We start from the raw sequence: 13,418 nt of genomic DNA on the forward strand, positions 1-13,418 counted from the left end.
GTGATCCCGTAGCCGACGCGAGGGGATCGACGATGGTGCGAACGAGTCTGCGGCGACTGGCGCCGTTCGGGATGCTGTGCCTGCTGCTGTCGTGGGTGCCGTGGCTGGCCCTCGCGGTACTACGGGCGGACGTCGACCACGGCGCCGCCCAGCTGGTGTTCGCGCTGGCCGCGAGCGGGCCGTCGCTCGCCGCACTGGTGCTGTGGCTGGCCGGCGGCCGGCGCCGCCGCCCGTCCGGCGTCCGGCCCGGGTTATGGCCGCTCGCGGCACTGCTGCTGGGTGCCGCGGCGCCGCTGCTGGCGGCCGTCATCCTGCACGCCGGCAACCTGCCGCAGCTGGCCCAGCATGCCGGTGCCGTGGTGGCCGGCGTCGGCGGGCCGCTGGGCGCGCTGGCGTACACGCTGGTGTCCGGGCCGCTGTCGGAGGAGTTCGGCTGGCGCGGCTACGCCCAGCCGCGGCTGCGCGACCACCATGGCCGCACCGGCACCGTCGCGCTGCTCGGTACCGCCTGGGGACTGTGGCACGTCCCGCTGTTCCTGCTCACCGGCACCGGCCAGCACGCGATGGGGCTGTTCACCGCCCGGGGGGCGCTGTTCTTCGTGATGATCTACCCGGTCACGTACCTGGCGCTGTTCGTCTCCGAGCACCTGCGTGGCGGCGTCTGGGCTGCCATCCTGCTGCACGCCGCCTGGAACTTCACCGACGCGGTGATGCCGACCGTCGGTACCGGCGGTGCGGCCCTGGAAACCGTGCTGTGCCTGGCGATCGCCGCGCTCGCCGCACTCGCCTGGTACCGCCGGCGGCCGGTGCCGGCCAGCGGTCAGGCCGTGGGGAAGGCGACCCTGGTCAGTTCTTCGGAGACCGCCCAGACGCGTTCGGCTTCGGCGGCGCCCCGCAGGCGCGGGTAGAGCTTCTGCGGCCCGGGAGCACCGCCCAGGTGCCCGGGCCCCCGCGGCCCGTAGAACCCGCCGCGCCTGGCATCCGGAGCGGTCGCGGCGTGGACGGCGGGCAGCCCCGCGCTGTCGACGGTACCCATCAGGCCGAGGCGGGAGAGGGCGACGATCATCCGCCGCCCGGCCGACTGCTGGTCGCGGCCGAGTTCCGGGCGGGCCGCGAGCAGGTTCGTCGGCGCCACCCCCGGGTGGGACAGGTTGCTGGTGATGCCCCAGCCGTACCGCTGGCTGCGGCGGTCCAGCTCCAGGCCGAACAGCCCGAACGCGATCTTCGACTGCCGGTAGGCCGCCATCCCGTCGTACGAGCGTTCCCAGTTCAGGTCGTCCCAGTTGATCGCGCCGCGCTTCGCGGCGACGCTGATCTGTGCGGTCACCCGCGCCCGCCCGGCCCGCAGGAGCGGCAGCAGCTGGGCGACGAGCGCGACGTGGCCCAGATGGTTCGTCCCGAACTGGAGTTCGAACCCGTCCGCGGTGGTCCGCCGGTCCGGCGGGGTCATCACGCCGGCGTTGTTGATCAGGACGTGCAGCGGCCGGCCCTCCTCGACCAGAGTCGTGCCGAGGGCCGCCACCGAGGCGAGCGAGGACAGGTCCAGCTCGCGCAGCGACACGTCCGCGCCCGGTACCGACCGCCGGATCGTGTCGACCGCGGTCTCGCCCTTCCGCTGGTTGCGGACCGGCATGATCACCTGGGCGCCCGCCCGGGCCAGCCGAGCGGCGATTCGCAACCCCATCCCGTCGCTGGCGCCGGTCACCAGCGCGCGCTTACCGGTCAGGTCGGGGACGCTGATCTCGATTGTCCTGGGCATGCGGCTCGCTCCCGGTCGTGGTGTCGTTGCTTCCACGATCGAGGAAACCGACCGGGTCTGCCAGGACTTCACGATCCCCCCATCCGACCGGCACCGGTCGCGAAGCCCGGATCCCGCTACCACCGCGCCGGCACGGCCGGACGCCTCCCGGACGGAGGACAGCGGCGGGCATCTCGACAAGGGGGGATCACCGAACCGTGGCTGCGCGCCCGCGCGGACGCTAGAAAGGAGGCAACGGTGAGGGGGTACACGCGTCGTGATCGACCGGAGCGGGCTGGCGGAGTTCCTCCGCCGCCGGCGTGAGGCGCTGCAACCCGAGGACGTCGGCCTGCCGCGCGGGCAACGCCGCCGTACCAGCGGGCTGCGCCGCGAGGAGGTCGCCGCGCTGTGCCACCTGTCGACCGACTACTACGCCCGGCTCGAACGGCAACGCGGGCCGCACCCGTCCGAGCAGCTGATCGCCGGCATCGCGCAGGGACTCCACCTGTCCCTCGACGAGCGCGACCACCTGTTCCGGCTCGCCGGGCACCCGCCACCCACCCGCGGTGCGGCCGGCGACCACATCAGCCCCGGAATGCTGCGCATCCTCGACCGCCTGTACGACACCCCCGCGGAGATCGTCACCGAACTCGGCGAGACCCTCCGGCAGACCCCACCCGGCGTCGCACTCACCGGCGACCTCACCCGCTACCAGGGGCCGGCCCGCAGCATCGGCTACCGGTGGTTCACCGACCCGGACACCCGACGGCGGTACGCCCCGGAGGACCACCCGTTCCTGACCCGGCTGTGGGTGTCCGGCCTGCGCGAGGTGGCCACGCTGCGGGGCCCGGACTCCCGCGCCGCCCAGCTCGCGGGCCTGCTGCGCGCCCGCAGCGACGAGTTCCGCCGGGTGTGGGACGACCACGAGGTCGGCCTGCGCCCCCGCGAGGTCAAGCACTTCGTGCACCCCGAGCTGGGTGCGCTGGAGCTGACCTGCCAGACGCTGCTCGACCCGGGCCAGGCCCACGCGCTGCTCGTGTACACCGCGGTACCCGGCAGCGAGAGCCACCACAAGCTGCAACTGCTCTCCGTCCTCGGACCGCAGCTGCTCGGCGGGCAATGACGGTCCGACCGCGGGTGGGAGAGCCAGTGCCGCGTCGCCGGCCGCCGGCACCCCGGGTGCCAGCCGGTGGCTCCTGCACGTACCGGCGGCGACGGCCGCGCGGCTCAGGCCAGCCCGGAGAGCCAGGAGTAGGCCGCTTCCCGGTTGTCGTGCTCGACGTCGGTGTGGTCTTCGGACTCCACGAGGTGTGCCACGATGCCGGGTACGTGGGCGGCGAGCCAGCGGCCGTGGGCGATGGGAACGGCCCGGTCGTGGACGCCGTGCCAGAGCCGGACCGGTACCCGGATCGTGGTCGGGTCGCAGCCCCAGGGCGTCAGGTTCGCCACCCAGTCGTCCCACCAGGCGTCGTCGCCGTCGCCCAGCGAGTCCTGCATGACCGCGGCCAGGTGGCTGGCCACCTCCTCGCTCCGCGCCTCGTCGGTACCGGCGGCGTCGCCCCAGCGCGCCAGCCACCCGTCCGGGCTGCCGAGGGTGGCGAGCAGCCGGTCCGCGTCCCGCCGCCAGTGCTCGCGGGCGGTGTCCCGGTCGGTGAAGAACAGGTCGACCTCGTGGGCATGCTCCGGGGCCATGCCCGCGCGGAAGTCCAGCCCCGGCGCCCCGTACGGCGCGAAGCCGGCGAACACCGCCGCGCCGGTCACCAGCTCGGGCAGCATCGTGGCGCAGGCCAGCGCGTACGAGCCGCCGCCGGAGAACCCCCACACGCCGAGCCGTTCGATCCGCAGTGCGGCGGCGATGCCCCGGACATCGGCGACCGCGTCGGCGATCCGCCGACCCGCGCGGCGTGGCCGGCCCCGGTATCCCGGGCGGTCGTAGCTGAGCAGCCGCAGCCCGTACCGCTGCGCCAGCTCCGCGTCCGGCCGGAACAGCCGGCGCGAACCGGGACTGCCGGGGTGCACGAGCACCGGCTTCCCGTCCGGCGCACCGGCCTGCTCGACGCGGATCGTCTCACCGTCCGCACCGGGAAGCTCGTGGGTGACGATGTCCATGCCGGCGGATGGTACGAGCCGGGGTGCCGGCTGTCGCAGCAATTCTTCGTGGCCCGGCTGCCGTCCGAAGCGGGTCGGCGGGGCGGACACCGCGGGGCACCCCGCGTTCCAGGAAGGCGAGCGCGAAAACACCTCGTGCGAACCGCCCGGCGGATGATGAGGTGGCACCGTGACCCATCCCGAGATCGCGGACCTCCCAGCGTCGACGCTGGCGTGGGTGCACCGCCAGCTGGACGTCGGTGAGCGGGTCGCCGGGATCGAGGTGCTGCACGGCGGCATGACCGCCGAGATGCGGCGACTGACCATCGGCACCCGGCACGGCGGCACCCGGCACCTGGTGCTGCGGAGCTTCACCACACCGTCGTCGGCAGCCCACGCCGAGGACTGGCTGGGCCGGGAGGCCGGCGCGCTGGCCGCACTGACCGGGACCGGCATACCGGCGCCGGAGCTGGTCGCGGCCGATCCGACGGCGGTGCACTGCGCGTACCCGTCGCTGCTGATGACGCACCTGGCTGGCCGGACGGTCCTGGCCGACGAGGGCGTGCCGGCGCGCGTACCGCTGCTGGCCAGCCAACTCGCGGCGATCCACGCGGTGCGGCCCGCCGACCGGCCCCGCGGGTACGTGGCGCTGACGACCGCGGACAGCGTCGTGGTACCGCCGGGCGGCGACCCGGCGGCCTGGGGCGCGGCGATCGAGCTGATCCGCCGGCCCCCGCCGCGGTACGAAGGGCGGTTCCTGCACCGGGACTTCCAACCGGGCAACGTACTGTTCGACGTGCCGCCCGCGAGCCCGGCAGGCGCCCGGATCACCGCCGTCGTCGACTGGGCGGCGACCTCCTGGGGCCCGGCGGATCTCGACGTCGCGCACTGCGCCACCAACCTCGCGCTGCTGCACGGCCCAACCTGGGGCCTGCGGTTCCTGGCGGCGTACGAGGCAGCCGGCGGGATGCTGGCCGCATCGGCCCCCGAGCGCCGGTACTGGCAGGTGCGGGAACCCCTGGCGTTCTCCGAGGAGGTGCCGGAGGTGTCGCTGTTGTGGCGGCAGCAGGGCAGGCCGGAGCTGACCGAGCAAGCCGTGTCGACGCGGCTGGACGCCTACCTCACCGCTCTGCTGGACGGGCTGGGCTGAGCATGCGGCACGTCATCGTGGCGGACGAGAACGACTGCCGCTTCCTCGACCCCACCGCCTACCTCGACCTGCTGCCCGCCCTCGCCGCGGACCTGCCCGCCGGCGCCCGGGCATTCGCCACCGAGGCCGGCCACTACGACTTCGGCAGCCAGCGGTGCGTCAAGGACCTCAAGCCCGACACCGTTCTGAGCGGCCGGACCTCTGGTGAACGCTGGCTCGAACTCCGGTTCCGGCACAACTGCTGGAAGCACGAGGAGGACCTGGCGATCCGCTACTCCGGGGTCGTCGACGCGTTCCCCGCCTCGTCCTGCCGTCCGCCCGTCTGGGCGGAACGCAATGCGATCACGCTGGACGAGATCCTTCCGCACGAGCACGGCTGCCGCCACGAAATGTGCTTCGACGAAGGTTCCCTGACCGTCGTCAGCCGGGACCTCACCGCGGTCTGGACCGAAGCAGTCTGTCCCGACAAACCCGCGCCCCCCGGACAAACCTGAGCCGCCCGCCCCAGGCCCGAAAACGCTCTGATCTGTCAGGAAGAATCCTCGTATCGTCTCGTCGTCCATCCGGCGGCAACTGCGCCATTCAGCTTAGGCATACGGCACCGCTGGTAGCCGCGACGCTATCCGGGCTCACCCCACATCACTCCCGGATTGCGTCATCAGCTGGCACTCGGCGGCGTAGCGGTTGCGCAAACGACAGGCAGGGGAGCGTCCAGTTCGTCCCGCGGGATGCAGAGCCCGGCATGAAGCGCCGCCACTGCGGCGAGGTTCAGTCCGCGATGACCACCCAGGTGAACATCATCGGCGTCGGCGACGGTCAGTCGGTCTATCCGCATCAGGAATGCCTGGACGGCGGCGCCGGCATCGGCAATGTGTCCACGTGAACTGCGATCGGTCTTGGCAGTGCCGGAAACGAACGCCTCCCAGAGGAGCAACGGTGCGGCCGTGCACCAGCGGTCGGGTCGGGTCGTGGCACCCATTTCCCCACCTCTCCTGGCCACCTCATGCAGCAGCCAGGCAAGTTGGACGAGGCCGGTTGCCATGGAGCAAGCGCCGGCAGAAGCCGACCAGGCGTGACTCGCGTCGCCGACCCGGGCCCTACCCAGGTCTCGCCAGTCGGCGGGAACAGGCAGCAAGAGCGGGCATTCCATTCCCAGCGCCACGAGTCCACCATCCCGCAGAGCCGAGTCGATGATCTCTGGTAGTTCGTCGGGGCGCCGGCCGCATCCAACCTTGTCGATGTGTTCGACTGACCCACCGTCGAAGCGGCAGTCGCGGGCCACCCACCCGAACCGAGAGTCGTTCAGGCGAGCGACCGAGCCGACATCCACCGCGACTACGCGAACCTTGTGCATCGTCATGACGTGTCCTCGAGCGTCCCGCTGCAGCGAACCGCAATTCTGCCACCGTCATAAGCGTATTGGTCTCGGCAGCCGTGGGAGGCGATCCCGCATAGTCCGCTTCCGCGCACGGCCGCAGAACGAGCCGACATACCCTGGCGGGCGATACTCCCTGCCGATGTCGAGTGGACTTACACGCAGTTGATCCGCCTTCGAAGCGCTTGTCGTCGCTATTGCACGGAAACGCGCGATAGAACCGCATACGTGCCGGCCGCGAAAAGAGATCGAAGCGATGCGTCGGGCCGGGTGATCTGTTGACCACGGCGCTATCGAAGCCGCGATCTACGCCCGGTCCATGCAACTGCTCTGGAGCGAAGCAGCCACCGGCGAAGATGCCCGCGCCTTCGTCGTCCGCGCCGTCAACGATCTCCCGCCTCAAGACGAACCGGACCGGTAACACGTGTGACGCGGCGACACAGCACAGAGTTGGCGTCCGATCGAGCCTTCCCTGCGCCATCTATCCATTACTCAGTCTTGGTGGACTATGCGCGACCAATCCTTTCTTCCAGCTCTTTAAGCTTTTTGAGCAGTTCGTCGTGTTGACGATTCAGCGCATCGATCTGACCCGTGATCGGTGTCATTTCTTCGCGCAACTGCTCGACGCTCTCGCGCAGCTTCTCTAGTTCCTCCTGTCGGTTGGGGAACGAAGACTTTCTGATCTGTTCCAATATCGGTGTGATCTGTTCCTGTAGTCTCCGAACTTGATCTGCTGCTGGATTCACCCGCTCCCGCAGCTCTCGCATCTGCTCCGCCGCTGGACTCATCTGGTTCAGCAGCTTCCTGATGTCTTCCTGGATCTTGCGCCACGACTCGCCGGACGCCCCCATTCCAGTCATGCACCGAGGCTACGGCAGTCGACACACCCGCCGTCAGGAATCGCCCAACATTCGATGTGCGAAGCAGTCGCACCCTGGCGAGCCACCGTCCGTCTACTCTGGTTCGCCGAGGATTCCGCTGCCATCGGGCGGCGTGGCGAAAGTCTGAGGCGTATCGATGCTGGCCTGAAGGACATCGGTGCTCATGGCTTGTTCCCTCCTGCGGGGGTTAGGTTCAAAAAAAAATGAAGCCGTCCCGCCGGTCGGAACCGGCGGGACGGCTGGGTATGCGCGGGTCAGGCTGAGAGCGCAGAGGCGAGGGCTGACTCCACCCGGGCGCCGTCGGCTCGGCGAGCGGGTACCGGGTGGCAGGCCGGGCAAGGGTACGGACGGCCGTCCGGCGTCTCACGGAAGCGGGTGCGGTCCTCACAGGTACCGCAGTGCTCCGGCCGCGACGCCCGCTGCTCTGTCGCGTCGTACGGCGGGCAGCCGGGCAGGGCGTTGAGCCGGTGCAGGTAGACCGCGGCCTTGGAACGGGCGGAGCCGACGTCGGCGACCAGCTCGGTACGCAGTGCGTCCTCGGGCCAGCCGGCGTCGAGCTTCGCCGCCACTTCCGCCGCCACCCGGCGGCGCTGGTGGCCGCTGAGCGGCCCCGGGAGCTGGCTGACCAACCGTTCGGCGCTGGCACTTCTCTGGTACGGCTGCCCCTCCTCCTCCGCATCAGCCGTAGGGGAGGAGGAAGGACGGTTGAAGGGGGACGGTTCGGGTGACAGGGCTGTGTCACCCCGACCCGGTGACGTAGCCGTGTCACCCCTGTGGATACCGGGATCCTGGGGTGCCAGGTCGTCACCCCCGCCGACCTGGGGCTCCGGCCCCTCGGCGCGGGGTGTCGTGTTGTCACCCCCGGCCACCGGACCGGGTGTCACGGTGTCACCCCGTACACGGTTCTCGGCGGCACGACGACCACCGCGGGCGCCGTGGCGAGCCGCCGTCGCGCGCCTCCCCGGGCGGTACGCAGCAGCCCACGCCGAGGACGCCTCGCCGCTCATCGCGACGTCGTACACGATCGGTCGGCCGTGGCGCGGCAGGTGGTCGACGAGCCGCTGGTCGCCCTCGCGCAGCAGGCCGGCTCGCAGCAGGTCGTCGAGGTGCCGTTGGACGGTGCGCTCCGAGCAGTTCGCGTATCGGGCGATCGTGGCCGGCTTCGCGTACGACGCCGTACCGTCCGCGTGCACGTGGTTGGCATAGCCCAGCAGGATCAGCTTGCGGGTCGGGTGCCCGACGTCGAGCGACAGGACATATGAGAGCGCCTCGATGCTCACGCGGCACCACCCCACGGCGCCCGGATCGTTCGCACGGATTTCGCACGAACGCTGCGAACCGGTGGGACTTGGCTGACCGCCAGGGGGACTGGATGGAGCCGCAGGCCAAGCCGGGGAATGCGGCGTGGCCTGCGGAAACGGCTGGTGGAGCGGAGGGCGTGGGATTCGAACCCACGAGGACGGGGATACCGCCCTAGCGGTTTTCAAGACCGCCGCCATCGGCCACTAGGCGAGCCCTCCGAGGCGCCGCCGGGGCGACGCCGGGTTCAGTTTGTCATGGCCGGGCGATGCTGCGGGGTGCGAGGGCGGCGGTGGGGCGGATGTCGCCGACCGGCTCGCCGTGCCCGAGTACCGGCGGGGCGGTCAGCGAGTCGTCCGCCGGGCGGGCGTCCACGGCGGTGAGGTCGGCGCCGAGCGCGCGCAGCGCCGCGACGAGTACCGGTGGGCGGGCGCGGCCGGCGCCGTCGGCGATCTTGAGGGCGGCGGCGCGGCCGTCCGGCAGGGCGGCGGCGTAGACGCCTTCGGCGCCGTCCTTGGCGATCAGCCCCGGCACCAGCCGCATCAGGTCGGTGACGTCCCGGCCGGTACCGCCGACGTACTCGGGGTGCGCGCGCATGGCGGCGGCGACCCGGCCCTCCGGGGTGCCGGAGTGTGCGGTGGCGATGCGGCCGAACGCGCGGGCCAGCCCGGTGAGCGACACCGCGAACAGCGGGGCGCCGCACCCGTCGATGCCGACCGCGGCGACGGGTTCGCCGGCCAGGTCCTCCAGGGTGCGGCGGACGGCGCGTTGCAGCGGGTGGCTCGGGTCCAGGTAGGTCTCGGTCGGCCAGCCGGCGGCGACGCAGGTGGCGAGCATCGCGGCGTGCTTGCCGGAGCAGTTCATGGTGATGCGTTCCGGGCCGCGGCCGGCGGCGTAGTGCGCCGCGAGTGCCTCGGTGGACAGCGGTAGCCCGGGGGTGTTCTGCAGGTCGTCGGGGGTGCGGCCGGCGCCGGCGAGGATCCGCCGGACGCCGTCGAGGTGGTACGCCTCGCCGGAGTGGCTGGCGCTGGCCAGCGCGAGCAGTTCGCCGTCGAGGTCGAGGCCGGCGCGCAGCATCGCGGTGGCCTGGATCGGCTTGTTCGACGAGCGCGGATAGACCGGGACGTCCGGCGCGCCGACGGCCAGCGCCGGCCGGTTGTCGGCGTCGAGTGCCACCACCGAGCCGTGGTGCTCGGATTCGAGAAAGTCGCCGCGCCAGACCTCGGCGACCGGCTCGTGCCCGCCCATGCGTACCCCCAGATCGTCCCGCCTGGGTACGAGTCTTGCAGCGTCGCGGCGCGGGCCGCGCGCGGCGGGACGTCACGGAGTGCGCCGTCACAGCGCCCCCACGTTGTGCCCGCACCATGGTTAGGCTAGCCTGGCCTCGTCTGGGCGGGTGGCTTCCCGCGCTCGTCGCCGTTCGACATCCGACGGTGGCCCACACACCTCGGCGCAAGGAGGCGCGACAGCGGTGATTCCGACGCTGGTGATCGGCCTGCGCGAAGGTCTCGAAGCGGCCCTGATCGTCGGCATCATCGCCGCGTTCCTCGGCCGGAACGGCCGCCGCGACGCGCTGCGGCAGATGTGGATCGGCGTGGCCGCCGCGGTGGCGCTGTGCCTGCTGATCGGCGTCGGGCTGGTCACCCTCTCGCAGGAACTGCCGCAACAGGCCCAGGAGGGCATGGAGACCGTGATCGGGCTGTTCGCCGTCGTCATGGTCACGTTCATGATCCTCTGGATGTCGAAGCACTCCCGGTACCTGAAGCGTGACCTGGAGGGCGCCGCGTCCGACGCGCTGGCCCGCGGTTCGGCCGGCGCGCTGGTCGCGATGGCGTTCCTCGCCGTGCTTCGGGAAGGCTTCGAGACCTCCGTCTTCCTCGTCTCGGTGCTGCAGAACTCGGCCAGCGTCGCGAGCGGCACGATCGGCGCGGTGCTCGGCATCCTGATCGCCGTCGCCATCGGGTACGGCATCTACCGCGGCGGCGTCCGGCTCAACATGGCGCGGTTCTTCACCGTCACCGGGCTGGTGCTGGTACTGGTCGCCGCCGGGCTGTTGATGACCTCGCTGCACACCGCGCACGAGGCCGGCTGGCTGAACGTCGGGCAGGCGACCGCCGTCGACCTGACCTGGCTGGTACGACCCGGCACCGTGCTGGAGTCGCTGTTCACCGGCGTGCTCGGCTGGCAGGCGCGGCCCGCGGTGATCGAGGCGATCGGCTGGCTGGTGTACGCGGTACCGATGTTCTGCTACGTCGCCTGGCCGCGGCGCCGGAAGGCGCCCGCGGCGAAGAAGTCCACCGAGCCGGCACCGGCACCCGTCGACGCCGCCTGAGCGGCGCCCCTCCCCTCGACCCGACACCGCAAGGAGTACCCCGCCATGCCTCGACCCCGATCGCTGCGTGCGCTGAGCGTCGGCGTACCGGCCGGGCTGGTCGCCGTCGGCCTGCTCGCCGCCGGCTGCCAGCAGGGTGGCGACGACGCTGCCGCGAAGGGCGCGACGACGGTCGAGGTGTCGCTGACCAACGACGGCTGCCGGCCCTCCCCGGCGAAGATCAAGGCCGGCCCGGTCACCTTCGAGGTGAAGAACGCGAACGCGAGCAAGGTCAGCGAGGCGGAGCTGCTGCAGCACGGGGTGATCATCGGCGAGAAGGAGAACCTGACGCCGGGCCTGTCCGGCACGTTCTCGCTGAAGCTCAAGGCCGGCAAGTACCAGATGTACTGCCCGAACGCGAAGACGGAGCACTGGAACCTCCAGGTCACCGGCAGCGCGGCGGACGCCAGCCAGGACCCGGCTGTACGCAAGGCGCTCGCGGCGGCGACGACCGGGTACCACGACTACGTGGTCGCCGAGGTGGACAAGCTGGTACCGGCGGCGAAGAAGTTCACCGACGCGGTCCGGGCCGGTGACGTCGCGAAGGCCAAGCAGCTGTACTCGCCGGCGCGGTACCACTACGAGGAGGTCGAGCCGGTCGCGGAGAGCTTCGGCAACCTCGACCCGGACGTGGACGCGCGGGCCAACGACGTCACCGATCCGAGCAAGTGGACCGGCTTCCACCGGATCGAGAAGGCGCTCTGGCAGGACGGGTCCACGAAGGGCATGAAGCCGGTCGCGGACAAGCTGGACGCGGACATCGCGAAGCTGCAGAAGCTGGTGGCGTCGGCGAAGTACCAGCCGGCGCAGCTCGCGAACGGCGCCACCGAGCTGCTCAACGAGGTGGCGTCCAGCAAGATCACCGGCGAGGAGGACCGGTACTCGCACACCGACCTGAACGACTTCGAGGCCAACGTGACCGGCGGCCGGAAGGCGTTCGAGCTGCTCGAACCGGCGCTGGCGAAGACCCACCCGAAGCTGGCCAAGCAGGTGTCGGCGGCGTACCGGCAGGTGACCGACGCGCTGAAGGCGCACCGCGGCAGCTACGCCGGTACGCACTACGTGGACTACTCGACGGTGACGCAGGCGCAGCGCCGCACCCTGACGCAGAAGGTGGACGCGCTCGCCGAACCGCTGTCCCAGGTCGCCGCGAAGGTGACCGGCTGACGATCGACCGGCGCCGGGCCGCGCGACGTCCCGGCCTCTGGGGAGGGTTCGATGGCGAACACGGTGCATACCTCGCGGCGCGGGCTGCTGACGCTCGGGACCGCCGCGCTGGCGGGTACCGCGGCGGGCACGCTGACCGCGTGCGGCTCGGATGCCGAGCCGCCGGCCGCGGCGCCGGCGAAGGTGGAGTTCGGCGGGGACCGGCAGGCCGGCATCGCCACCGCGCAGCAGGACCGGCTGGCCTTCGCCGCGTACGACCTGACCGTCGACGGCAGCCCGGAGCAGAACCGGGACGCGTTGCGGCGGCTGCTGAAGACCTGGACGGCGGCGGCCCGCGCGATGTGCGACGGCCGGCCGGTGCCGGGCGAGAACAAGCTCGGGACAGCACCGCCGGCGGACACCGGCGAGGCGTTCGGTAGCAAGCCGGCGAACCTGACCGTCACGATCGGGTTCGGCCCGTCGCTGTTCGACAAGCGGTTCGGCCTGGCGGACAGGCGGCCGGCGGCGCTCGCGGAGCTGCCGAAGTTCGCCGGGGAGAACCTGGACGCCGAGAGCAGCAACGGCGACATCGCGATCCAGGCCTGCTCGGACGACCCGATGGTGGCGTTCCACGCGATCCGCAACCTGGCCCGGCTGGGCCGCGGCACCGTGGTGATGCGCTGGTCGCAGCTCGGATTCGGGAAGGCCGCGACGACCAGCAGCAAGCAGGAGACGCCGCGGAACCTGTTCGGGTTCAAGGACGGGACCCGCAACATCCACGACGCGAAGACGATGGACCGGTGGGTGTTCGTCGGCGCCGACACCGACCAGGCGTGGATGCGGGACGGCAGCTACCTGGTGGCCCGCAAGATCCGGATGCGGATCGAGGCGTGGGACCGCGACTTCCTCACCGACCAGCAGAACGTGTTCGGCCGGCACAAGTACACCGGCGCGCCGCTGACCGGCGGCGGCGAGTTCGACCAGCCGAACTTCGCGGCGAAGAACCCGGACGGGTCGCCGACGATCCCGGTCGGTGCGCACATGCGGCTGGCAGCCCGGGAGAACAACGGAGGGGTGCAGATCCTGCGCCGCGCGTACAACTACACCGACGGCATGATCGCCGCGTCCGGCGAGCTGGACGCCGGCCTGTTCTTCCTCTGCTACCAGCGCGATCCGCGATCGCAGTTCGTGGCGTTGCAACGGAAGTTGAGCGCGCACGACGCCCTCAACGAGTACATCACGCACGTCGGTTCCGGCCTGTACGCGTGCCCGCCCGGCGTCGGCGACCACGAGTACTGGGGCCAGTCCCTGCTCGCGGACTGACTCGCCCCGCCGCTGTCGATCATGGCGTTATCAGTCGAGGTAAGCGC

The 13,418-nt window shown here is 71.5% G+C and carries 13 protein-coding genes and 1 tRNA gene; 7 read left to right on the forward strand and 7 right to left on the reverse strand.

The genetic code is table 11. From position 1 onward, the window contains the following. Nucleotides 1–32: 32 nt before the first annotated feature. Complete coding sequence (locus tag Athai_RS30720) at nt 33–908, forward strand: CPBP family intramembrane glutamic endopeptidase (protein WP_203964715.1); 876 nt, start codon at nt 33–35, stop codon at nt 906–908. On the opposite strand, the gene Athai_RS30725 is transcribed toward Athai_RS30720, so the two are convergent. Beyond that, nucleotides 821–1,759 (reverse strand): SDR family oxidoreductase, encoded by a 939-nt coding sequence (locus Athai_RS30725; protein WP_203964716.1) that lies wholly within the window; start codon nt 1,757–1,759, stop codon nt 821–823. The two genes, Athai_RS30720 and Athai_RS30725, sit on opposite strands and share 88 nt — an antisense overlap. 256 nt (nt 1,760–2,015) lie before the next feature. Here Athai_RS30725 and Athai_RS30730 point away from each other — a divergent pair, with 256 nt between their 5' ends. Beyond that, complete coding sequence (locus tag Athai_RS30730) at nt 2,016–2,861, forward strand: helix-turn-helix transcriptional regulator (RefSeq protein ID WP_338028167.1); 846 nt, start codon at nt 2,016–2,018, stop codon at nt 2,859–2,861. 104 nt (nt 2,862–2,965) lie between these two features. Here the strand turns inward: Athai_RS30730 and Athai_RS30735 are convergent, their stop codons facing one another. Continuing rightward, nucleotides 2,966–3,847, reverse strand: a complete 882-nt coding sequence (locus tag Athai_RS30735) for an alpha/beta fold hydrolase (RefSeq protein WP_203964717.1) — start codon at nt 3,845–3,847, stop codon at nt 2,966–2,968. Between the two features lie 169 nt (nt 3,848–4,016). Between Athai_RS30735 and Athai_RS30740 the strand changes: the two genes are divergently transcribed. Next, the gene (locus tag Athai_RS30740; protein WP_203964718.1) at nt 4,017–4,976 is read left to right on the forward strand and encodes a phosphotransferase family protein; all 960 of its coding nucleotides are present in this window, start codon (nt 4,017–4,019) and stop codon (nt 4,974–4,976) included. Nucleotides 4,977–4,978: 2 nt separating this feature from the next. Then, nucleotides 4,979–5,470 (forward strand): hypothetical protein, encoded by a 492-nt coding sequence (locus Athai_RS30745; protein WP_203964719.1) that lies wholly within the window; start codon nt 4,979–4,981, stop codon nt 5,468–5,470. A gap of 164 nt (nt 5,471–5,634) precedes the next feature. Here the strand turns inward: Athai_RS30745 and Athai_RS30750 are convergent, their stop codons facing one another. From Athai_RS30750 to Athai_RS30770, 5 genes are all read right to left on the reverse strand, one after another. After that, entirely contained in the window at nt 5,635–6,336 is a 702-nt protein-coding gene (locus Athai_RS30750; RefSeq protein WP_203964720.1) for a hypothetical protein, read from the reverse strand. A gap of 521 nt (nt 6,337–6,857) precedes the next feature. Then, nucleotides 6,858–7,211 (reverse strand): hypothetical protein, encoded by a 354-nt coding sequence (locus Athai_RS30755; protein WP_203964721.1) that lies wholly within the window; start codon nt 7,209–7,211, stop codon nt 6,858–6,860. A 275-nt stretch (nt 7,212–7,486) separates the two neighbouring features. After that, entirely contained in the window at nt 7,487–8,512 is a 1,026-nt protein-coding gene (locus Athai_RS30760; protein ID WP_203964722.1) for a helix-turn-helix domain-containing protein, read from the reverse strand. Nucleotides 8,513–8,662: 150 nt separating this feature from the next. Next, nucleotides 8,663–8,752 (reverse strand) — tRNA-Ser (locus tag Athai_RS30765). 34 nt (nt 8,753–8,786) lie between these two features. Next, nucleotides 8,787–9,779 carry an asparaginase gene (locus Athai_RS30770; protein ID WP_203964723.1) on the reverse strand — a complete coding sequence of 331 codons (993 nt, stop codon included), beginning with the start codon at nt 9,777–9,779 and terminating at the stop codon, nt 8,787–8,789. Between the two features lie 223 nt (nt 9,780–10,002). On the opposite strand from Athai_RS30770, the gene efeU reads away from it, so the two are divergent. From efeU to efeB, 3 genes are read left to right on the forward strand one after another with little or no spacing between them, the layout of a single operon-like run. Continuing rightward, a complete protein-coding gene (efeU, locus tag Athai_RS30775) occupies nt 10,003–10,863 on the forward strand; it encodes an iron uptake transporter permease EfeU (protein WP_203964724.1) in 861 nt (286 codons plus the stop codon). A gap of 45 nt (nt 10,864–10,908) precedes the next feature. After that, a complete protein-coding gene (gene efeO, locus Athai_RS30780) occupies nt 10,909–12,069 on the forward strand; it encodes an iron uptake system protein EfeO (protein ID WP_203964725.1) in 1,161 nt (386 codons plus the stop codon). 51 nt (nt 12,070–12,120) lie between these two features. Beyond that, nucleotides 12,121–13,371, forward strand: coding sequence for an iron uptake transporter deferrochelatase/peroxidase subunit (gene efeB / locus Athai_RS30785; RefSeq protein WP_203964726.1), 1,251 nt, complete (start codon nt 12,121–12,123; stop codon nt 13,369–13,371). Nucleotides 13,372–13,418 lie beyond the last annotated feature (47 nt).

The sequence above is a fragment of the Actinocatenispora thailandica genome (assembly GCF_016865425.1).
Taxonomy (GTDB): Bacteria; Actinomycetota; Actinomycetes; order Mycobacteriales; family Micromonosporaceae; genus Actinocatenispora; species Actinocatenispora thailandica.